Genomic DNA, 21,219 nt, shown 5'->3' on the forward strand with positions numbered 1-21,219 from the left:
ATCTCCTTATCGAATAATCTTTTGAATGACTTCAGGATACAATTCATATTCCAATGCTTTAATGCGTTGCTCAAGATCTGTCACTGCATCATCAGGATATATTGGACATTCTCGCTGCGCAATGACTTCCCCAGTGTCCATGCCAGCATCTACATAATGTACCGTTGTTCCTGTTGTTGTTTCCCTGTTGTTTAACGCCTGTTCTACCGCATGCTTGCCTTTATATTTAGGAAGAAGTGACGGATGTATGTTTAAAATCCGTCCTTCATAAGCATGGAGCAGTGTTTCCCCTATTAATCGCATATAGCCTGCTAACACAATCCATTCAACACCGTCTTTTTGAAGTGAGTCACATAATGTTTCTTCGAAGTGCTGTTTTGAAGAAAACTGCTTCGGATCATATGCATAAATATTGACATGATACTTTTGGGCAAGTGAAACACAAGGTGCGCCTGGTTGATCCGTATATAAACCAGTCATCTCGATATTTTCAAGTTTCCCTCTCTCAATATGCTGCATAATATTATCAAAATTGGTACCTGATCCTGACGCGAAAATGGCTATTTTAACCATTTTTACACCCCCGACAAACGAATCGGTTCAGATGTTTCATCTATATAACCAATCGTATAGGCTTCACAGTTTTCTTGTTTTAATAATTCATGGACGCGTTGCTCATCTTCAGCTGATACCACCATCGTATACCCAATTCCCATGTTGAAAATGTTATACATTTCTGCAGTTTCAATTTGTCCTTGTTGTTGTAACCAATCGAAAATACGTGGCGTCGGGAATGATGTTGTATCAATGACCGCTGTTTTCCCCTCAGGTAAAGCACGTGGAATATTCTCAAAGAAACCTCCACCTGTAATATGTGTCATCGCTTTAATTTTCACTTCTTTTTTTACAGCTAATACTGGACGTACATATAAAGCTGTTGGTTTTAACAAAACGTCTAAGTATGAGGATTCATTTGAAAACGTATCATGAACATTGACACCTGATTCTGCAACCAATTTACGCACTAAGCTGTATCCATTTGAATGGATACCATGTGAGGCCAAACCTATAATGATGTCACCTTTAGCGACCTGACTGCCATCAATATAGTCTTCTTTTTCAACAGCACCAACTGCAAAACCAGCAACATCGTATTCCCCTTCATGATACATGTCACCCATTTCTGCAGTTTCGCCACCTATAAGGGCCATACCTGTTTCCTCACAGCCATCACTAATTCCTTTAACAATGTGTTCAATAACCTCTGGAATCACTTTATTTGTTGCAATGTAATCTAAAAAGTAAAGTGGTTCTGCTCCAGTTGTCAAAATATCATTCGCACACATCGCTACGGCATCTATACCTATCGTGTCATGTCGATCGTAATCAATTGCTAATTTTAATTTCGTACCCACACCATCCGTTCCAGAGACTAATACAGGCGCTTTCATATTCAGTTGTGACAAGTCAAATGTCGCACCAAAACCACCTAGACCGCCTAGTACCTCTTTACGCATAGTACGTTCAACATGGCGTGACATGCGTTTTACCGCTTGATATCCCGCTTCAATATCTACACCAGCTTGCTTATATGATTCAGCCATGACTTTACACTCCTCTACGCTTTAATTCTTTTGCTACCGGTAATTCATGATCTACAATTTCAATTGGATATGCTCCAGTAAAGCATGCATTACATTCGCCTTTAGAACCATATTGTTTAAAGACATCATGCATACCCTCTACAGATAAATACGTCAGTGAGTCTGCACCAATCATGTCTCTAATTTCATCAAGATCATATTGCGCCGCCATTAATTCAGCATGTGTTGATACATCAATACCGTAATAACATGGATTTTTAAGAGGTGGAGATGAAATGCCCATATGCACCTCTTTTGCTCCAGCGGATTTTAACGTCTTTACAATATGTTTGCTTGTCGTGCCACGGACAATAGAATCATCAATCACCACGACACGTTTACCTTCAATGACATCACGAATTGGCGCATGTTTCATTCGAACTTGACGTTCGCGTACTGCTTGATCAGGTGTTATAAATGTGCGCCCGATATAACGATTTTTAAGTAATCCTTGTTCGTTTGGCACACCAGAAGCTTCCGAAAAGCCTTTAGCTGCTTGTAACGATGAATCAGGAACGCCAATTACGATATCTGCTTCAACATCCATTTCGTTCGCTAATTGTCTACCTAAAGCTTTTCTCACTTGATAGATAGAGTGCTTACGAAATTCTGAATCTGGACGTGCGAAGTAAACATATTCCATTGAACACATGCGATGATCGATATCAGACGTGTAATGATCGTAGTCAATATCATCTTCATTTGAAAAAGTAATCAGTTCCCCTGGCTCAATATCACGTATATATTCCGCACCAATCGCCGTAAATGCGCATGTTTCGCTCGCAACACAATAGGCACCATCAACTTTACCTAGCATTAATGGGCGCACACCACGGTGATCTCGTGTTGCGGTCAATTGTTGTTCATTTAAAATGACACAACTGAAAGCCCCTTTCATTTGTTTTAGTGCTGATTTTTGATTTGTTTTAATTGATTTTGAAGTCCCCTTAATCAAAAGATGTGCCAGCACTTCTGAATCACTTGTCGTTTGAAAAATACCGCCTGTAGATTCAATCGCTCTTCGTAATTGAAGTGCATTCGTAAGGTTCCCGTTATGGGCTAATCCTAGATCACCTTTGGAATGTTTAAATAAAAACGGTTGCACATTAGACACTTCGCTAGCACCAGTCGTCGCATAACGTACGTGTCCAATCGCGTGTTTATAGCCTTCAAGAGATTTTAATTGTGCATCCGAAATCGCTTCAGTTAATAATCCCATTCCTCTTGCACCAAAGAGTTGTTCACCATTAGAACATACAATTCCAGCACCTTCTTGACCGCGATGTTGTAAACTGTGTAGTGCAAGGTAAGTTAAGTGTGCTGCATGAGGATGATTCCATATTCCGAAAATACCGCATTCTTCATTTAATCCGCGGATGTCATACATGCCTCAATTGCTCCTTCCCATTCACGCTTAATGTCAGATGTTCGACGTTCAATAGTTGTATCAGAACCTTGAACTTTAAATGCATCTTGATCCGTAAATGTACCAATTTTGATTGCATCTTTCATATTAAATTCTTGTCCTGCTTTTACACTTACAATATAGCGACCTGGTGTTTCACTAAAGAACAGTTCTCGTGAAAACGGTAATACAGCATCAATTCCTAAATCAAAATATGCACTCATTCGAGCTAGCGTAATTAATACGCCACCTTTACCTACTGTTTGAACGTGTGACAATTGACCACTTCGAACGGCTTCACGAATGGCTTCACCACGTGCTGCTTCTTCTGTTAAATCCACATGTTCTGATTCATGATTCACGCGTTGATATAATAGTTTTTCAATTTGGCTACCACCAAAATGCGCCTTCGTATCCCCTACTAAATACAACGTATCGCCTGCTTCTGGCTGGAAATTATTCAAATAATCAATATCCTCAATTAATCCCACCATACCAACTACTGGCGTTGGGAAAATGGAAGACGTACGGGTTTCGTTATATAATGAAACGTTCCCTGAAACCACTGGTGTTTGTAATACATCACATGCTTCTGCCATTCCGCGTGTAGAATCAATTAATTGCTGATAAATTTCTTTTTTCTCAGGTGAACCATAATTTAGGCAATCAGTCATCGCTAAAGGTTTAGCACCCACAGCAATAAGATTACGATATGCCTCAGCAACCACCATTTTGCCACCTTCATATGGATCATTAAAAACATAGCGTGCTTCACCATCGATAGTAGAGGCTACTGCTTTATTCGTCCCTTCAACACGTACAACAGATGCTTGTAAACCTGGTTTTACGATTGTATTTGCACCCACTTGTTGATCATATTGCGAATACAAGTATTGTTTAGACGCGATGGTTGGATGTGTTAATAATTTTGTGAACACATCGTCTGCATCAATGTTTGCATAGTCACGTGTTTCTGGCGTGTATTCAGGTTTTTCTCCCTCTAAAATGTAAACTGGCGCTTCGTCTGCTAATGGTTCAACAGGAATATCTGCATAAACTTCACCTTCATAAGTGAGGACGAAACGATTTGTATTTGTCACTTTACCGATAACCGCGCTGTCTAGTTCATAGTAATCGAATAAATCTAAGAATTTTTGTTCTGTTCCTTTTTCTACTACAAGTAACATACGCTCTTGTGTTTCTGAAAGCATCATTTCATAAGGAGAAATACCATGTTCACGAACTGGCACTTTCTCAAGTTCTAAATGAATACCGCTTCCACCTTTTGCAGCCATTTCAGAAGATGATGATGTTAAACCTGCTGCTCCCATATCTTGGATGCCTACAAGTTCCTTATATTGGATTGCTTCTAATGTTGCTTCCATTAATTTCTTACCAACGAATGGGTCACCAATTTGAACAGATGGACGTTTACTTTCGCTTTCTTCTGTCAATTCTTCCGATGCAAACGTCGCTCCATGAATACCATCACGACCTGTTTTAAGCCCTACGTAAATAACGGAGTTGCCTTCCCCTTTGGCAGTCCCTTTTTGAATCATGTCATGATCAATTACACCTACGCACATTGCATTGACAAGTGGATTACCGTCGTAACGTTCATCAAATTCAATTTCACCAGCTGTCGTTGGGATACCGATACAGTTCCCATAACCACCAATACCTGCAACGACACCACGACATAAACGACGATTTGTTTTCTCACTAAGTTCACCAAAACGTAAACTATTAAGAAGATTAATTGGACGCGCACCTATTGAAACGATGTCACGAATGATACCTCCAACACCTGTCGCAGCACCTTGGTATGGTTCAATCGCTGACGGATGGTTATGTGATTCCACTTTAAAAACGACAGCTTGTTGATCACCGATATCCACAACACCAGCACCTTCACCAGGTCCCATTAACACGTGTTCGCCTGTTGTCGGAAATTGTTTTAAGAATGGTTTAGAATGCTTATATGAGCAATGTTCACTCCACATTACCGAAAAAATGCCTATTTCTGTAAAGTTAGGATCACGACCTAAAATACGTTGAACTTTCTCATATTCTGCATCGCTTAATCCCATATCTTGATATAACTTCTCAACTTTAACCTCTTCTGCAGTAGGTTCTAAAAATTTAGGCATGTTGTTCCCTCCAACTTTTCACCATTGATTCAAATAATTTCACGCCACTATCCGTACCGAGTATTTTTTCCAATGCTCGTTCAGGATGTGGCATCATTCCACACACATTGCCTTCCTTAGATACGATGCCTGCAATATCTTCATATGAACCATTAGGATTATCAGTATACTTCAAAATAATTTGATTATTCTGAACCAAATCGTGATACATAGCTTCAGTACAATAGTAATGACCTTCACCGTGAGCGACTGGATAAACTACTTCCTCTCCTTCTTCATATAAATGTGTAAATGGTGTTGCTGCATTTGTAATCATTAAACGTTCATTACGACTTACAAATAAATGGCTATCATTATGTAGTAAAGCACCTGGAAGTAAGCCAATTTCAGTTAAAATTTGGAATCCGTTACAAACACCGAGTACAGGTTTGCCTTCATCCGCTAAACGTTTCACTTCATTTATAATAGGTGCCACACTTGCTACAGCACCTGAACGTAAATAATCTCCAAATGAGAACCCTCCTGGAATGAGCACCCCGTCAAATCCAGCTAAAGATGTTTCGCGATAGTCTACATACTCAGCCTCTACACCAGATTTAATCGCTGCATTAAACATATCGCGGTCACAGTTAGAACCTGGAAATTTAAGTACCGCAAATTTCATTAGTCATTCTCCTTTTCTGAAGCTTCACCTAAAATCGTATAGTTATACTCTTCAATGACTGTATTAGCGAATAATTTTTCGCTTAATGTAGTGACCACATTATGAATGGCTTCGTCAGTCGCTTCATCAACCGTTAAATACAGTACTTTACCAACACGAATATCATTGACTTGCTTGTAGCCTAAGTCGTGTACCGCACGTGTCAATGCTTGACCTTGCGTATCTAAAACTTGCGGTTGTAACGTAATGTGTAATTCAATATTTTTCATGATTAAAGTGCCTCCAGTTTATTTAAAAATGATTCATACGTTTCAATCAATGAGCCAGTGTCGTTGCGATAAACATCCTTATCAAAGTTCTCACCTGTCACTTTATCCCAAATACGACATGTGTCTGGTGAAATTTCATCTGCTAAGAGTAAGTGACCTTCTCGATCTTTACCAAATTCGATTTTAAAATCTACTAAATCCAATTGAAGCTCATCCATAAGTTGAATTAATGCTTGGTTAACTTGCAATGCTTGTGCTTTTAAACTTTGTATTTCTTCTTCATTGGCAATATGCAGGAGTTGAATATGATCCTCTGTAATTAATGGATCGTTCAATTCATCTTTTTTATAAAAGAATTCAACTAACGGCGCATCAAAACGATGACCATTTTCAAAACCTAAACGTTTCGTAATAGATCCCGCCGCAATGTTTCTTACAACAACTTCTAAAGGTACGATGTCAACAGCTTGTACAAGCTGCTCTGTTTCTGAGATGCGACGAATGAAATGACTTTTCACACCATGCTGTGCGATATATTCAAAAATAGCTGCTGTAATGCGGTTATTTAAACGACCTTTACCAGACATTTCATCTTTCTTTGCACCATTTCCAGCTGTTACTTCATCTTTATATTCGATACGTAATACATGTGGTTCGTCCGTTTCATATACACGTTTGGCTTTGCCTTCATATAATAATGCGTGTTTCATGATTTTCTCCCTTCAAAATATGCGACAAGATTTTGTTCAGTAGCTTCAATTTGCTCTGTTAATTGAGTTAAATGGCCCATTTTTCTTAAAGGTTTTCGTGACGTTTTACCATAAATATGCACGTGCCATTCTGGATGTAAGTTAAATTCATCTTCGAGTAAATCTAAATCTTTGCCTAGTAAATTCATCATCACTGCAGGTTTTAAGAGTTCAATATTTTCTGGAAGCGTTTGACCCGTTACAGCCATAATATGCGTATCAAATTGTGAATAGTCACACGCTTCAATAGAATAGTGGCCTGAGTTATGTGGTCTAGGTGCTATTTCATTCACAAATAGTTGATGATTATCATCCACAAAAAATTCTACGGTGAACGTACCTACAAAATGGATAGCCTTCATAATCTTTTTGACTTCTTCACGTGCGAATACTTCATGGTCATCTCTCGCAGGTACGATGGTTTTAAACAAAATTTGATTGCGATGTTCGTTTTCTTGAAGTGGGAAGAATACGACACTACCATCTACTCCTCTTGTAACAGTTAATGAGACTTCCCTTTTTAAATTTAAATATTGTTCAGCGACACATTCTTGTTGTGCAATTAATGTTTTGGCTTCGTCAAAGGCTACATCAGAATTTACTAATACTTGACCCTTACCGTCATAACCACCAAAGCGTGTTTTCACGATGAATGGATAACCGAGTCGTTGACCAGCCTCTTTTAAATCATCTTCAGAAGTAATTTGTAAAAACGGTACAACATGTGCCCCGGCTTTAGAGATAGATTGTTTTTCAATAAGACGATCTTGCAATAATTGAATTGCTTCATATCCTTGAGGAACATTAAAACGTGTCGTTAACTTTTTTAGTTGTTCAGCATTAATATTCTCAAACTCGTACGTGATTACATCTGATTGTTCACCTAATTCGTTTAATGCAGCTTCGTCATCATATGCAGCATGAATAAATTGATGTGCAACGTGCTTAGTTGGGCATGCATTGTCAGGATCCAGAACAATAACGCGATAGCCCATCTTTTGCGCAGATTGTGCCATCATTTTTCCAAGTTGTCCTCCACCAATAATGCCTATCGTTGCTCCAAATTTGAGTTTATTGTAAGTCATTTTGCATATCCTCCACTTTTTCAACGAGTGATTGTTCGTAGGCGCAAAGTTGACGTTGAATCGATTCATCTGTTGTTCCTAATATACGCGCAGCAAGTATGCCTGCATTTTTAGCACCTGCTTTACCAATTGCAGTGGAAGCAACTGGAATACCTCCGGGCATTTGAACGATAGATAATAATGAATCCAGACCCTTCAAACTTTTAGATTCAATCGGTACACCGATGACCGGTAATGTAGTCATAGATGCAACCATACCTGGTAAATGCGCCGCCCCTCCAGCTCCTGCAATAATCGCACGATATCCGTTTTCATACGCATGTGTTGCAAAGTCCACCATCATGTGTGGCGTACGATGTGCAGAAACAACTTTCTTATCGTACGGAATATTAAAATATTCCAGCATGTCACATGCTTCTTTCATAATTTGCCAGTCTGATGAACTTCCCATTATGACCGCAATTTTCACTATGAACACCCTTTCAATCATTTGAAATACCAAACCAATTAGTTGTATATTACAGGTATAGCATAACAATGTGACATGCTTTTTTCAATGCAAAAATCGAACTTTATTACATATTTTCGTTAAATATTTCGGTTTTTAACCGTTAAAACTTAATGAAATCAATGAATGTACGTAAAAAGTTCGAACTATTCAAAGGGAGGATTTAGAATTATGAGTGCAAAAATTTTAGATGGTAAGCAAATCGCAAAGGACTACCGCCAAGGTTTGCAAGATGAGGTTGAAGTTTTAAAACAAAAAGGGTACACACCAAAGTTGTCAGTGATTCTCGTTGGTAATGATGGTGCGAGTCAAAGTTATGTACGTTCAAAAAAGAAAGCTGCTGAGAAAATCGGCATGATTTCCGAAGTGATTCATCTTGATGAAGCTACTTCTGAAGCTGACGTTTTAAAAGAACTTGACCGTTTAAACAATGATGACACAGTAAGTGGTATTTTAGTGCAAGTTCCCCTTCCTAAACAAGTAGATGAACAAAAGGTATTGGATGCGATTGACCCTGATAAAGATGTTGACGGTTTCCACCCAATCAATATTGGTCGTTTATACTTAGACGAGGCAAAATTGATTCCTTGTACACCACTTGGTGTGATGGAATTATTAAAACATGCTGATATTGATTTAGAAGGCAAAAATGCAGTTGTGATTGGACGTAGTCACATCGTAGGTCAACCTGTATCTAAATTATTAATTCAACAAAATGCTACAGTGACAATTCTTCATTCTCGTAGCCAAAATATACATGAACATTTAAAAAATGCAGATGTTATTGTCAGCGCTGTAGGACGCCCTGGAATGGTGAAAAAAGAAGACGTTAAAGAAGGTGCTGTCGTAATCGACGTTGGTAACACACCTGATGAAAATGGCAAATTAAAAGGTGACGTTGAATACGACGAAGTATCAGAAGTTGCTGGTGCCATCACACCTGTACCTGGTGGTGTTGGTCCAATGACGATTACAATGGTACTCAACAATACCTTAATCGCTGAAAAAATGCGTCGCGGTTTAGAATAAACACTTATAAGTAAACGTATTTACGAATAACTAACATAAATAATGATTAGGGACAACCTCTCATAAATAAAGGCCTTCAACTTATGCATATTGCATGTTGAAGGCCTTTTAATAGGTTCATAATTAGGTTAGGTTCTCAATTAATCTTATCTGTTATACATTTACACTTAATCGAGGAACGAATGTTTCAAAGTAAATGTTATCTTCGTTGAAGTTTAACGTTTTAAGTTCTTTAATCATTGATTGCAAGAATGGTGTACCACCACAAATGTACACTTGTGTATCATCAGTTAAATATTGCTTTAATTCTTCAGCTTGTAAGTAGCCTTCTTGATCACGTAAATGATTATGCACGTGAGCATCAGTACCTTGAGCTGTAATGTTATCAATCTCATCCTTAAATGCAACATCCGCTTCAGAAGCTGCAACGTTAATGAATTGTGCTTTAGGTGCTTGTTGAACCGCTTGACGATACATAGAAACTAGAGGTGTAACCCCTACGCCACTACCTAAGAATAATTGTGGTTTGTCTGTATTGTGTAATTGGAAGCCACCTACTGGCGCAGATAAGTTAATGTCATCACCTTCATTAAACTCATCATGGAGCACAGTTGACACTTCACCTTCATGGCCATCTCCAACTTCACGACGCACACCGAATGTTAAGAAGTTTTTATTGCCATCAATAATTGAGTAATGACGTTTTGCACGGTAAGGAAGCTTTTCACTTTCTACATCGACCGTAATGTATTGGCCAGGAATAAATTGACTTAAATCTATTTCATCAGAAACAACTGTAAATGCTTTAATATTATGTGTAATTTGTTCAATCTTTTCAATTTTAAAAGGTTTGAAACCTTCCCAAGCCATATGTGCATAAATATCTTTTTCAACCGAAATAAATGCATCTGCAATATCACCGTATGCTTTCCCCCATGTTTGTATAATAGGGTGATCTGCATCTAATCCTGTTACTTCTTGAATCGCTGCAAGTAAATTTTCACCTACAATTGGATAATGTTCTGGACGTACATCTAACGCACAGTGCTTATACGCAATCTCTTTTACAATAGGTAAAATAGGTGTTAAATCTTCAATATTGACTGCTGCAGCTAAAACAGATTGCGCTAATGCTGTAGACTGAAACCCTTTCTTTTGGTTCGTTTGGTTGAACATATTTCGCAACTCAGGGTGTTGATTGAACATTCTGCCATAAAACTTTGATGTAATTTCTGTACCTTTTTCTTGTAAAACAGGTACAGTTTCTAAAATAATACCTTTTTCTTCTTGTGTTAACATTACAACCACTCCTGTAAAAAAATTTCACTCATAAAGATACCGCCACTTACATTATATTTCCTATTCATATGTAGCATAAGCACGCATTAAGTGACGTATCTATGACATTTACATTATTTTAAAAATTTTAGTTCTAAAGTTTGATGTTTTAGGCTTCAAGAAACAGGTATAATGAACGTGTATTGAATCTTATGGAGGCTATAGCCAATGAACCAAAAATTACTACATTCATTATCTGCGTTAGGCGTATCAGCTACACTCGTTACACCTAATCTTAATGCTGAAGCGACTACAAACCATGTTCCTTCTATTAAAGGAACGTCAAATACTAAAATCACGCTTGGTACACACTACAATCCCCTCGAAGGTGTTAAAGCTTATGACGCCGAGGATGGCGACCTCACTGATCAAATTAAAGTAAACGGTCATATTGATACATCAAAAGCAGGTACATATCAATTAGAATATAAAGTTGCAGATTCTGATGGTGCAATCGAAACAACACACCGTGTCATAGAAGTTATTGATGCACCAGCTGCTGATTAAATCGTATTTTTTTCATGAAAGTTTGTTTGTGCGATGTTATGCAAATATAATTTCATCCATAACATCGCTTCTTTCATATTGATACGATTTCGGGTAATGTTTCTACACCCCTCATTCCTATTGAGAAGCATTTGCCCTTATCTACCTCTTATTGTACGCGTTTACACTCCTAAAAATAAATCGGTATTTTCCCTACAATCAACATTCAATTTCCCCTTCTTTAATATGAAAATATAATTTCAAAACGTTAAAAAAAGCCTATTATAGTAGGTTTTTAAGCGAATTCCTATAAAGATAACACATTTCACAAAATGTACACATTATTTTCATAAAGGCGCTAACCCTTGTCAGTGTTAGAGTCGCAAGGCCTCCAACAAATTAATTTAGACAAATTTCTAAAAAGGCTCTTGTAAATATCACATATTATTTTAAAATTAATGTAAGCCCTACAATTGTAGTATTAGGAGGTCAAAAAAGTGTCAAAATTAAAGTCTTTGCTTCTTGCATTCGGAACACTGATTTTGCTTACGGGCTGTTCTGATGTAGAAGTTTTAAACGCAAAAGGGCCAATGGCGAGTGACCAAAGATTTTTAATCATCTATTCAATTATCTTTATGGTTGCCATTGTTGCTGTCGTACTTATTTTATTTGCTATTTTCACATTTAAATATCGTTACAACAAAACGAGTGAATCTGGCAAGGTACATCATAGTGTGTTACTTGAGTCTATTTGGTTTATCATTCCTGTAGTTATCTTAATTGCATTAATGATTCCAACAGTTAAGTCACTTTATGAATATGAAGAACCACCAAAAGCTAAAGATGAACCAATGGTCATTTATGCAGTGAGTGGTGGTTACAAATGGTTCTTCGCATATCCAGAAGAAAAAATTGAAACGGTTAACCACATTACAATTCCAACTAACCGTCCTGTCACATTCAAGCTTCAAGCTATGGATACTATGACAAGTTTCTGGGTACCTCAACTTGGGGGCCAAAAATATGCCATGACTGGTATGACAATGCAATGGACGTACCAAGCTAATGAAGAAGGTACTTACCGTGGCCGTAACTCGAACTTTAATGGTGAAGGCTTCTCTCGCCACACATTTAATGTTCGTGCAGTTAGTCAAAGCGATTATGACAAATGGGTAAAAGAAGCTAAATCTAAAAAAGAAATCGATCAAGATACTTTTGATAAACAACTTTTACCTATCACACCAAACAAAGAATTAACATTTAGTGGAACGCATATGGCATTCGTGGATCCTGCAGCTGATCCTGAATACATTTTTTATGCTTACAAACGTTTTAACTACACACCTAAAGATCCAAACTTCTATGATGATAAAGAAGGCGTTCTAAGCGAACCTAATAAGCCAGCACGTAAACCACAAATCTCAAATCCAAACTATGAACGTCATGGTATGAAAGCTGTTATTTTAGGTAATAGCGATCCATACGATAATGAGTTCATTAAAAAAGAAAAGCACAACATGGATGAAATGGAATCTATGCATAAAGGTGCTAAAACAGAATCAAACGATAAAAGTGGAGGTGGACATTAATGATGGACTTTCCATGGCATGAGCTTATCGTAAATGGGAACTGGATGATCACAATGGCTCAAATTGGTGCACCATTCTTAGTAATTGGTGTCATCGCTGCCCTAACATACTTTAAGCTTTGGGGATACTTATACAAGGAATGGTTCATGTCAGTCGACCACAAGAAAATTGGTTTAATGTACTTGATTTGTGCTGTTTTAATGTTTGTACGTGGTGGTATAGATGCTATCCTTTTACGTATTCAATTAACAGTACCGAACAATCCATTCTTAGAATCAAATCACTATAATGAAATCTTCACAACGCACGGTGTTATCATGATTATCTTCATGGCGATGCCACTTGTAATTGGTTTAATGAACATTATCATTCCATTACAAATAGGTGCGCGTGACGTTGCATTCCCACTTCTTAACAACATTAGTTTCTGGTTGTTCGTTGCCGGTATGCTACTATTCAACATTTCATTTATTATCGGTGGTTCACCTGCTGCAGGTTGGACTAACTATGCACCACTTGCTGGTGAATTCAGTCCTGGACCTGGGGTTAACTACTATTTAATTGCTATCCAAATCTCTGGTATTGGTACTTTAGCAACGGGTATTAACTTCTTTGTTACAATCATTAAACTTAAAACGCCAAGTATGACGTTCATGCAAATGCCAATGTTTGTTGTTACAACATTCATCACAATGTTAATCATCATCTTAGCATTCCCTGTATTAACAGTAGCACTTGCATTAATGACTGTAGACAGAGTCTTTGACTTTTCATTCTTTACCGTTGCAGGCGGCGGTATGCCAATGCTTTGGGCGAACTTCTTCTGGGTATGGGGGCACCCTGAGGTATACATCTTAGTATTGCCAGCATTTGGTATCTACTCTGAAATCATTCCAACGTTTGCGCGTAAACGTTTGTTCGGTCACCAAAGTATGGTGTGGGCAACAGCTGGTATCGCATTTTTGAGTTTCATCGTTTGGGTTCACCATTTCTACACAATGGGTAATGGTGCATTAGTGAACTCATTCTTCTCAATCACTACAATGTTGATTGCTGTACCTACAGGTGTAAAAATCTTCAACTGGTTATTTACACTTTACCAAGGTCGTATTACATTTGAATCACCAATGCTATTCTCATTAGCATTTATTCCTAACTTTACAATTGGTGGGGTTACAGGTGTTATGCTTGCAATGGCATCTGCTGACTTCCAATATCACAACACATACTTCTTAGTGGCACACTTCCACTATACAATTGTTGCTGGTGTTGTATTTGCATGTTTTGCAGCTATGATTTTCTGGTATCCAAAAGCAATGGGATACAAATTATTCGAGAAACCAAACAAATGGTTCTTCTGGATCTTTATGATTGGTTTCAACGTGACATTCTTACCTCAATTCGTTTTAGGTTTAGATGGTATGCCACGTCGTTTATACAAATATTTACCAGAAGATGGTTGGTTCTTACTTAACGTTATTTCTTCAATTGGTGCAGCAATGATGTCTATTGCATTCTTGATTTTTGTTGGTAACATCGTATACAGTCACTTAAAAGCACCACGTGAAGCTACTGGCGACAACTGGGGCGGCTTAGGTCGTGGACTTGAATGGTCTACAGCTTCTGCAATCCCACCACATTACAACTTTGCGAAAACACCTCATTGGGATGACTTAGATTCATTCGTTGAGATGAAAGCACAAGGTCGTCATTATTTAGATGATCACGATTACAAAGATATTCATATGCCAAATAACACGCATATTGGTTTCTGGATGGGTATCCTATTCTTTATCGGTGGATTCTTCTTAGTATTCGAAACAATCTTACCTGCTATCTTAAGTTTATTAGGTATTTTTGGTTTAATGATTTGGAGAAGTTTCCAACAAGATCATGGTTATTACATCCCTGCAAGTGAAGTTGCAGAAAACGAAGCGCGCTTAAGAAGAGCACGCCAAAAAGAAAGGGAGGCTATGAATCATGAGTCATAAGGTTGATACTATTGATGCACGTACGCATGAAGGTGAATTAAATAAACTCGGTTTCTGGATCTTCCTTACAGCTGAATTTGCCCTTTTTGGTACACTTTTCGCAACACTGTTAACGCTACAACATGGTGGCGGATACGGTGGCATGATGACTACAGATTTATTCGAGTTACCGCTTGTTTTAATTATGACATTCTTGCTTTTAGCAAGTTCTTATACATGTGGGATTGCAATTTACTACATGCGTAAAGAAAAGAAAACATTATTTATGGTCTGGATGGCGATTACAGTACTTCTTGGTGTAGGATTCGTTGGATTTGAGATTTTTGAATTCGCGCACTACGCACATGAAGGTGCAGTACCGCAAGCAGGATCATATTGGTCTAGTTTCTTCTTACTATTAGGAACACACGGTGCTCACGTTACACTAGGTATCTTCTGGATAATCTGTTTATTAATCCAAGTTGCAATGCGCGGACTTAATAAATACAATGCACCTAAAATTTTCATTGTAAGTTTATACTGGCATTTCTTAGATGTTGTATGGATCTTCATCTTCACTGCCGTATACATGATAGGGATGGTGTTTAGCGGATGAGTACAGTAGTCAAACATACAATAGGCTTTATTGCCTCAATCATTCTAACGTTACTAGCAGTTTTCGTAACTCTTTACACATCATTGTCTTTTGAAGCAAAAGTAACTATCATATTTGGATTTGCTTTTATCCAAGCATTTTTACAACTCTTAATGTTCATGCACTTAACTGAAGGTAAAGATGGACGCGTACAACTTGCAAAAGTTATCTTCGCAATCATCATTACATTATGTATCGTTATTGGTACATTCTGGGTTATGCAAGGTGGACACGGTTCTCACTTATAAAATAAAAGCATATAAAAAGAGGCTTACACATTGGTGTAGGCCTCTTTTCTTTGGAATAGGTTATATTAGATAATGCTTAATCATGAGTGCTAAGTCCATTCCCCCTATTTTAAAGCGCATTATAAGAGCCATCTCATTGTATTCGTTACACATTGAGATGGCTTTACTATTTCTTAACACGCTTTCTACATCAAGTTATATTACATCTTATGATTTTGCTTCTTCTCGACGTATTTGTTGTTTTAATTTGCCTAAAAATGTTGCTTTCATTTCGATACGTTCATAGAGTGCTAACAATTTTCCTTTTTCATTTTGCCAGTTATAAATCATTTTAGCTTTTTGCGTATTGGCTTTAACATGTTCATATAATGCTTGATTTGTAAGCAATTCATTGACTGCATATGCAATATTGTGATGGTCGTGTGCATCTATGGCAATGCCTACCTCTTGTTCATTGACGACTTTTGCGATTTCTGGGAAATCACAACTTACTACAGGCACATGTGCCATCATGTATTCAAATAATTTATTTGAGCTCGCTGAATAGTGATTAAAACACACATTTTGTAAAACTTGAAAACCTAAATACGCTTCTCTCGTAATACTAGGTAATTCTTGGAATGGTACTTTTTCAAGAAAGAAAATACGTTCCTTTTCAGATGATTGTTTCGCTTGTTCTTTTAATTGTGCTGTTAATTTGCCTGCACCTATAAAAACAAGTACCCCTTCTTTAATCAGAGGCATCGCATCAATAAGCTTTTCTAATCCTCTTCCTTGTTGTAATCCACCTTGGTAAAGTAAAATCTTCTCATTTTCTGAAAGCCCTAATTTCTGATGTAGATTCACTTTTGGTCGCGTATTAATATTATAGAGTTCCGAATAATTGTAAAGTGTTTGAGGATAAAAGCCATAAAGCTTTTCATTGTGCTTTGCACGCGTATGATTTTCAACCATCATTTCATCAACAAAGCGTAAAAGAAAACGTTCAATCATTTTAATTTTTCTTTTATCATACCCAGTACGATCGGATTGTACTTCATGACTATCATATACGAGTGGTTTAGGTTTCAAACGCAATTTTGCACATATAATGCCTTGCGGTAATGTGTTCAAATCATTCGAATGGTAGATATCCGCTTTAGTCATGTACCCTTTAACAATCATGCGTGCAATGATGGCACTATTAATAAAAATTTTTCTCGCTTTACGTTGTTTCATTACAATTGCGCTCGCTAAAAGCATAATCAGATAACTCGTTAAAACCATAACATTAACGAAATATAATCCTATTGCGATGGTTGAAGCAACCCCTCCTACTACAAGTATAAAGGGTTTTCCAAAATCAGAATATGCTTGAAGCAACGCCGGGTATCGTTTTACACGATGGACACGAAACCGCTCATTCATTTTTTCAAAAGCCTGAATGGCTGGATTTTTAGGATCATTGATGGCAATTAAATCCACATCATATCCCGCCTCTGCCAGCGTTGTACATTCACGATTGACACGGGCATCATTTGTAAAATGGTTCCAAACAAACATGCCTACTTTTTTCATATACACCCCTCCTATGTATCGATTTATATTCTGTCATTACTTATAAATTATGAAACATATCACTGTTCGATGTTTCATACGCATGCTCATCATTTAAATTCTATCAATAGTTTTTCGTGTGATAAGGCATTCATTGCACAGCATTAGTAATGATACATACAATTGCTGTATTCATCCCCTACCTACTAATCATTTTTTAACAATCGTAATTTTATAGGTTGCTTAACTTACAATCTGCCAAAATATCCCTGCAATAAATAAACCTAAACTCGCAAAAGCAGGAATAAATGTAGTCCAATGTACTTTTTCTAATTGAGACTCATCAATGGTATCGCTACGTTGTTGTTGTAAACGCAGCATTTTCTTTTTATATGCTAATTGACCTTGTTTATCGCGTGCTTTAAATCCACGAATTAATGTATTATAACGGTTCACAACGTGGTTGACTTCACCATACTCAATCATTTCACCATAATGTATCCATATGGCTTTATCACACATATTTTTAATTTGCGCTGCTGAGTGTGAGACAAAAAATATTGTTTTACCTTGTTGTTGTAAATCTTTCATTTTTGAAATACATTTATTCGCAAATGTTTCATCCCCGACTGACAACGCTTCATCGACAATTAAAACATCTGGATTGGTATGAATCGCAATAGAAAATCCTAAACGTGCTTTCATACCGCTAGAATAACTTTTGATAGGTTGATAGATAAACTCATCTAACTCTGAAAACGCCACAATATCATCAAATACATCATTAATCTCTTTGGATGACATCCCATGCATTAAACATTTATATCGAATGTTTTCTTCACCTGTAAAATCATTTTTTAACCCTGCTGATATTGCAATAAGTGATGATTTCCCATTAATATCCACAGAGCCTCTTGAAGGCATTAACACTTCAGCAAGGATATTGGAAAGTGTCGATTTACCTGAACCATTCAAACCTATTAAGCCCACTGATGTCCCTTCTTCAACTTCAAAAGAAATATCATATAACGCATAATAAGGCTTCGGCTTATAAAAATATCCAAATGATAAGAGTGAAATGATTTTACTTAATTTATTGTTATTCAAATCATAAATTTTCGATACATGGTCTACTTTAACTTTGTACGTCATGTCATCACCTTGTTTATGTTATTTTTCCGAGTTAAAACGTGCTACATTGTTTTTTATACGATTAAACCCATCGATATAATGTTCAAAATCTTCCAGATGCGTACGTATGATATCTTCATCTTGATCCATAATACTCTTTTCTTCAGTAAATGCCCATATCGCTTTACCGCTTCCTTTATAGTCACTTAATTTTGAAGGAATGTACGGATTAATAGATTTAATGCCTTTAGTATGTGCATCAAATAATAATAGTCCATCTAAAAGTGTAGTAATGTTTAAGAATTCAAAATAACCGACTAAAGAATGTAAGACGATATAATCATTGAAATCACTGTTACGATGCAGTGCTTTGACATTTCCTTTCACATTTGTAAAACAATGAATTTTGAAATTCGTTTCACCTTTCGCTTCTAAATATTTACAAACTAATTCTATTTCGTTAAAACCACGTGTTTCATAAAAATTACCGAAATAGCCTAAATTAATGACATCTGGATCAACAGTGTAATGCGTCATTTCTTTACGATAGTCTGATTTTAAAGGGATAGGATGGCGTGAAATTACTGCTCTTTGACGAATAGAATGTTTTAACGTATCGTCAAAACGCGCAATCATATATTCTAATTGATTTTCGTTTGTAAAGATAAGTTCGTTTGCATCAGATAAAGCTAACAGTTCACATACATTGAACACATTATCATCAACCAACGTTTTAAGTTCTGGTTTAAGTTGAGATTTAATTGTCTCAATATACTGAGTATCCTCAATCGGCGCAAACCGCAAATCACTTGTCACTGTGGAATGCAGCGGATCTGAAAATTCCGCACGCCAAAATATATCTGGGTACTTTTGTTTGATTTCATAAGCTAAAAAGTGCGATTGTGGAAACATTGCACGTGAATATAAATGCTGATATGTTTTAGAGTTTTGTCGTAAAACCTCTAAGCCTTGTTCAACAAATCCGCTAATACTTTCCCAACTAGAGAATGCTTGCTTAGCATCTAATTGGTAGTGACGATCAATAAGATGATGCGAGAGTGATGTTAATTTTTCATCCGTTTGACGTAGACGTGCCATATTGTTAGATATCACATCCACAATTTCGTTTTTATCACGAATACGCTTTGCCATCACGTTGCCACTCGTATCAATATATGGTGGGAAACAATAGGCAATTACTAACGTTTCTGCTTTATCTTTATTTAACAAATGATAATTAAATTGATCCATTGATTGATAGATATAGGCATAGAGTTTGTCGCGTGTCACTTTATCTTGCTGATCTAAATAATGACGGATACCTTCTATAAGTATATTCGCTTCAGGTTTTTGCATCACATTTGAATGCATCATCATAGTTTCATTATATATTGCTTTAATCGTTTCAAGTGCTTGGATGACATCGTTAGATGATTGTATTTTAGGCACTTTCTGCACCTCATTATGGTGCCCCTTAATCGCATAAGATACATGATACGTATGATTCACGACTTCATCGATATAATGACGCATATATTGATGTAGGCGATAATGTAAATTTAATTTTTTTATCATGTAGGTAGGATATATTTTTTGACTACCCGCACCATACACAACAGATTGTGCTAATTGTTCCGTTTTAATTCGCGTTTCAATGCGTGCGTCGTTTTTAAAATAAAAACAACAATGCGATTGATTAATACGTTGTGTCACAAATTTAAATGAGTATTGGAATGCCCTATCATCAAAATAGTAAAACACATGCTGTTCATCTTTTAATGGTGAACGTACAAACTCAGCCAACGCATCCTGTGTTTCAAAAACGACAATGACTTGCTCAAATTGGTCCACTATGGGTTGTAGAAATTGAATGTCGCATTCATCTAAAAACAATATATAACTGATACCTTTTTGAAGATGGTGTGGTTGAAATGATTGGATGGATTTCAATGCTTCATTAATGAACGTATGCGCTTGTCTACGTTTAGGTTTCTGCATTGCTTCTAATTGTTCGGGACTATATGTTTCTTCCTGCACATTCATCTTACTCTCACCCTTTTCAACATCAATTTGACTAATTTATATATATTGCGTTTATTGACTTTTTTCTTATAATACGCAATACGCTCCATATTATTAATGAAAATTTCATTGTCTAAATACTTTTTCTTGTATTTCCAAGCACTTCTTTTAAATTTATGTAATTCACGAAATGCATACTGCATACGTTTATGTGTTGCCAAATACGTTTGATAAAGATCGTCATAGTCGTTTTTAACTGTCAGTAACTCTTGCTTCAAACGCATATCATTCATCACTGGACGCTCACGTGCTTCTCTAAATTCTGATTTAAGTTGCTCATACAAATAGCGATTATGTTTATTGTCAAACGGGACGATATCATTGCCAAAAAATTCGATATGCAATGCGCCTTTACTGTAATAGTAAATATTAATTGTATAGTCATTTATAAGTTTTCCAATGATAGCTTCTACATGTTCAAATTGCACATGGAGGGATTGAAAAATGAGTTTAACTGTTACATGGCTTTTTAGATGATTTACAATTTCTTGATAAATCATCATTTGTACATGATTGATGGTTTCATCAAAATAAAAGTTAACCTTTTGTAAGTGTGGCATGTGATTGACAACGCGTTTTAATAGTTCGACATCATTTTCACTACTTTTAAACCACACATCTAATACTTTTTCCCCTTTTGATAAATGTTTAGAAATGATAAATTCATTATTGACCAAGTCGA

The 21,219-nt window shown here is 36.7% G+C and carries 20 protein-coding genes; 6 read left to right on the forward strand and 14 right to left on the reverse strand.

All coding sequences use genetic code 11. The annotated features are described in order from the left end of the window. Positions 1 to 6 precede the first annotated feature (6 nt). From purN to purE, 9 genes are read right to left on the reverse strand one after another with little or no spacing between them, the layout of a single operon-like run. Positions 7 to 573 (reverse strand): phosphoribosylglycinamide formyltransferase, encoded by a 567-nt coding sequence (gene purN / locus G8Y85_RS03400; RefSeq protein WP_103345491.1) that lies wholly within the window; start codon positions 571 to 573, stop codon positions 7 to 9. A 2-nt stretch (positions 574 to 575) separates the two neighbouring features. Continuing rightward, positions 576 to 1,604, reverse strand: a complete 1,029-nt coding sequence (gene purM / locus G8Y85_RS03405) for a phosphoribosylformylglycinamidine cyclo-ligase (protein WP_103345490.1) — start codon at positions 1,602 to 1,604, stop codon at positions 576 to 578. Positions 1,605 to 1,608: 4 nt separating this feature from the next. After that, a complete protein-coding gene (gene purF / locus G8Y85_RS03410) occupies positions 1,609 to 3,030 on the reverse strand; it encodes an amidophosphoribosyltransferase (protein WP_107370561.1) in 1,422 nt (473 codons plus the stop codon). Beyond that, positions 3,009 to 5,198: a phosphoribosylformylglycinamidine synthase subunit PurL gene (gene purL, locus G8Y85_RS03415; RefSeq protein ID WP_107401194.1), complete on the reverse strand. Its 2,190-nt coding sequence runs from the start codon at positions 5,196 to 5,198 to the stop codon at positions 3,009 to 3,011. The genes purF and purL overlap by 22 nt, the downstream gene beginning before the upstream one ends. Then, complete coding sequence (purQ, locus tag G8Y85_RS03420; RefSeq protein ID WP_039646367.1) at positions 5,191 to 5,862, reverse strand: phosphoribosylformylglycinamidine synthase subunit PurQ; 672 nt, start codon at positions 5,860 to 5,862, stop codon at positions 5,191 to 5,193. The genes purL and purQ overlap by 8 nt, the downstream gene beginning before the upstream one ends. Next, positions 5,862 to 6,131: a phosphoribosylformylglycinamidine synthase subunit PurS gene (gene purS / locus G8Y85_RS03425; RefSeq protein ID WP_037566003.1), complete on the reverse strand. Its 270-nt coding sequence runs from the start codon at positions 6,129 to 6,131 to the stop codon at positions 5,862 to 5,864. The genes purQ and purS overlap by 1 nt, the downstream gene beginning before the upstream one ends. 2 nt (positions 6,132 to 6,133) lie before the next feature. Further along, positions 6,134 to 6,841, reverse strand: a complete 708-nt coding sequence (purC, locus tag G8Y85_RS03430) for a phosphoribosylaminoimidazolesuccinocarboxamide synthase (RefSeq protein ID WP_085622582.1) — start codon at positions 6,839 to 6,841, stop codon at positions 6,134 to 6,136. Beyond that, positions 6,838 to 7,965, reverse strand: a complete 1,128-nt coding sequence (gene purK, locus G8Y85_RS03435) for a 5-(carboxyamino)imidazole ribonucleotide synthase (RefSeq protein WP_103345488.1) — start codon at positions 7,963 to 7,965, stop codon at positions 6,838 to 6,840. The genes purC and purK overlap by 4 nt, the downstream gene beginning before the upstream one ends. Beyond that, a complete protein-coding gene (gene purE / locus G8Y85_RS03440) occupies positions 7,952 to 8,434 on the reverse strand; it encodes a 5-(carboxyamino)imidazole ribonucleotide mutase (RefSeq protein ID WP_165805422.1) in 483 nt (160 codons plus the stop codon). Before purE ends, purK begins: the two co-directional genes overlap by 14 nt. Before the next feature lie 210 nt (positions 8,435 to 8,644). Between purE and folD the strand changes: the two genes are divergently transcribed. Next, a complete protein-coding gene (folD, locus tag G8Y85_RS03445) occupies positions 8,645 to 9,502 on the forward strand; it encodes a bifunctional methylenetetrahydrofolate dehydrogenase/methenyltetrahydrofolate cyclohydrolase FolD (protein WP_037565998.1) in 858 nt (285 codons plus the stop codon). A 153-nt stretch (positions 9,503 to 9,655) separates the two neighbouring features. On the opposite strand, the gene G8Y85_RS03450 is transcribed toward folD, so the two are convergent. Continuing rightward, positions 9,656 to 10,801 carry a globin domain-containing protein gene (locus G8Y85_RS03450; RefSeq protein ID WP_060550785.1) on the reverse strand — a complete coding sequence of 382 codons (1,146 nt, stop codon included), beginning with the start codon at positions 10,799 to 10,801 and terminating at the stop codon, positions 9,656 to 9,658. A gap of 207 nt (positions 10,802 to 11,008) precedes the next feature. On the opposite strand from G8Y85_RS03450, the gene G8Y85_RS03455 reads away from it, so the two are divergent. From G8Y85_RS03455 to qoxD, 5 genes are all read left to right on the forward strand, one after another. Then, positions 11,009 to 11,347: an immunoglobulin-like domain-containing protein gene (locus tag G8Y85_RS03455; protein WP_037565995.1), complete on the forward strand. Its 339-nt coding sequence runs from the start codon at positions 11,009 to 11,011 to the stop codon at positions 11,345 to 11,347. Between the two features lie 476 nt (positions 11,348 to 11,823). Next, positions 11,824 to 12,915, forward strand: coding sequence for a cytochrome aa3 quinol oxidase subunit II (qoxA, locus tag G8Y85_RS03460; RefSeq protein WP_037565993.1), 1,092 nt, complete (start codon positions 11,824 to 11,826; stop codon positions 12,913 to 12,915). 2 nt (positions 12,916 to 12,917) lie between these two features. Continuing rightward, positions 12,918 to 14,906: a cytochrome aa3 quinol oxidase subunit I gene (gene qoxB, locus G8Y85_RS03465; protein ID WP_060552465.1), complete on the forward strand. Its 1,989-nt coding sequence runs from the start codon at positions 12,918 to 12,920 to the stop codon at positions 14,904 to 14,906. Next, positions 14,896 to 15,501 carry a cytochrome aa3 quinol oxidase subunit III gene (gene qoxC, locus G8Y85_RS03470; protein WP_060550783.1) on the forward strand — a complete coding sequence of 202 codons (606 nt, stop codon included), beginning with the start codon at positions 14,896 to 14,898 and terminating at the stop codon, positions 15,499 to 15,501. Before qoxB ends, qoxC begins: the two co-directional genes overlap by 11 nt. Next, on the forward strand, positions 15,498 to 15,788 hold the full coding sequence (qoxD, locus tag G8Y85_RS03475; RefSeq protein ID WP_037565991.1) for a cytochrome aa3 quinol oxidase subunit IV: 291 nt from the start codon (positions 15,498 to 15,500) through the stop codon (positions 15,786 to 15,788). Before qoxC ends, qoxD begins: the two co-directional genes overlap by 4 nt. 207 nt (positions 15,789 to 15,995) lie before the next feature. On the opposite strand, the gene G8Y85_RS03480 is transcribed toward qoxD, so the two are convergent. From G8Y85_RS03480 to G8Y85_RS03495, 4 genes are all read right to left on the reverse strand, one after another. Then, positions 15,996 to 17,345: a glycosyltransferase gene (locus G8Y85_RS03480; RefSeq protein ID WP_165805423.1), complete on the reverse strand. Its 1,350-nt coding sequence runs from the start codon at positions 17,343 to 17,345 to the stop codon at positions 15,996 to 15,998. Positions 17,346 to 17,567: 222 nt separating this feature from the next. After that, positions 17,568 to 18,476 (reverse strand): ABC transporter ATP-binding protein, encoded by a 909-nt coding sequence (locus G8Y85_RS03485; protein ID WP_107401198.1) that lies wholly within the window; start codon positions 18,474 to 18,476, stop codon positions 17,568 to 17,570. A gap of 18 nt (positions 18,477 to 18,494) precedes the next feature. Continuing rightward, positions 18,495 to 20,498 carry a hypothetical protein gene (locus G8Y85_RS03490; RefSeq protein ID WP_165805424.1) on the reverse strand — a complete coding sequence of 668 codons (2,004 nt, stop codon included), beginning with the start codon at positions 20,496 to 20,498 and terminating at the stop codon, positions 18,495 to 18,497. Continuing rightward, a complete protein-coding gene (locus tag G8Y85_RS03495; RefSeq protein WP_037565984.1) occupies positions 20,495 to 21,214 on the reverse strand; it encodes a hypothetical protein in 720 nt (239 codons plus the stop codon). The genes G8Y85_RS03490 and G8Y85_RS03495 overlap by 4 nt, the downstream gene beginning before the upstream one ends. Between the last annotated feature and the right edge of the window lie 5 nt (positions 21,215 to 21,219).

Source organism: Staphylococcus sp. 11007852, from assembly GCF_011394325.1.
Taxonomy (GTDB): domain Bacteria; phylum Bacillota; class Bacilli; order Staphylococcales; family Staphylococcaceae; genus Staphylococcus; species Staphylococcus agnetis.

What these genes read in the sequence shown, in the direction of transcription:
- purN (WP_103345491.1), bottom strand. Translation starts at nt 573, where the DNA reads ATGGTTAAAATAGCCATTTTCGCGTCAGGATCAGGTACCAATTTTGAT.
- purM (WP_103345490.1), bottom strand. Translation starts at nt 1,604, where the DNA reads ATGGCTGAATCATATAAGCAAGCTGGTGTAGATATTGAAGCGGGATAT.
- purF (WP_107370561.1), bottom strand. Translation starts at nt 3,030, where the DNA reads ATGTATGACATCCGCGGATTAAATGAAGAATGCGGTATTTTCGGAATA.
- purL (WP_107401194.1), bottom strand. Translation starts at nt 5,198, where the DNA reads ATGCCTAAATTTTTAGAACCTACTGCAGAAGAGGTTAAAGTTGAGAAG.
- purQ (WP_039646367.1), bottom strand. Translation starts at nt 5,862, where the DNA reads ATGAAATTTGCGGTACTTAAATTTCCAGGTTCTAACTGTGACCGCGAT.
- purS (WP_037566003.1), bottom strand. Translation starts at nt 6,131, where the DNA reads ATGAAAAATATTGAATTACACATTACGTTACAACCGCAAGTTTTAGAT.
- purC (WP_085622582.1), bottom strand. Translation starts at nt 6,841, where the DNA reads ATGAAACACGCATTATTATATGAAGGCAAAGCCAAACGTGTATATGAA.
- purK (WP_103345488.1), bottom strand. Translation starts at nt 7,965, where the DNA reads ATGACTTACAATAAACTCAAATTTGGAGCAACGATAGGCATTATTGGT.
- folD (WP_037565998.1), top strand. Translation starts at nt 8,645, where the DNA reads ATGAGTGCAAAAATTTTAGATGGTAAGCAAATCGCAAAGGACTACCGC.
- G8Y85_RS03450 (WP_060550785.1), bottom strand. Translation starts at nt 10,801, where the DNA reads ATGTTAACACAAGAAGAAAAAGGTATTATTTTAGAAACTGTACCTGTT.
- G8Y85_RS03455 (WP_037565995.1), top strand. Translation starts at nt 11,009, where the DNA reads ATGAACCAAAAATTACTACATTCATTATCTGCGTTAGGCGTATCAGCT.
- qoxB (WP_060552465.1), top strand. Translation starts at nt 12,918, where the DNA reads ATGGACTTTCCATGGCATGAGCTTATCGTAAATGGGAACTGGATGATC.
- qoxC (WP_060550783.1), top strand. Translation starts at nt 14,896, where the DNA reads ATGAGTCATAAGGTTGATACTATTGATGCACGTACGCATGAAGGTGAA.
- qoxD (WP_037565991.1), top strand. Translation starts at nt 15,498, where the DNA reads ATGAGTACAGTAGTCAAACATACAATAGGCTTTATTGCCTCAATCATT.
- G8Y85_RS03480 (WP_165805423.1), bottom strand. Translation starts at nt 17,345, where the DNA reads ATGAAAAAAGTAGGCATGTTTGTTTGGAACCATTTTACAAATGATGCC.
- G8Y85_RS03485 (WP_107401198.1), bottom strand. Translation starts at nt 18,476, where the DNA reads ATGACGTACAAAGTTAAAGTAGACCATGTATCGAAAATTTATGATTTG.
- G8Y85_RS03490 (WP_165805424.1), bottom strand. Translation starts at nt 20,498, where the DNA reads ATGAATGTGCAGGAAGAAACATATAGTCCCGAACAATTAGAAGCAATG.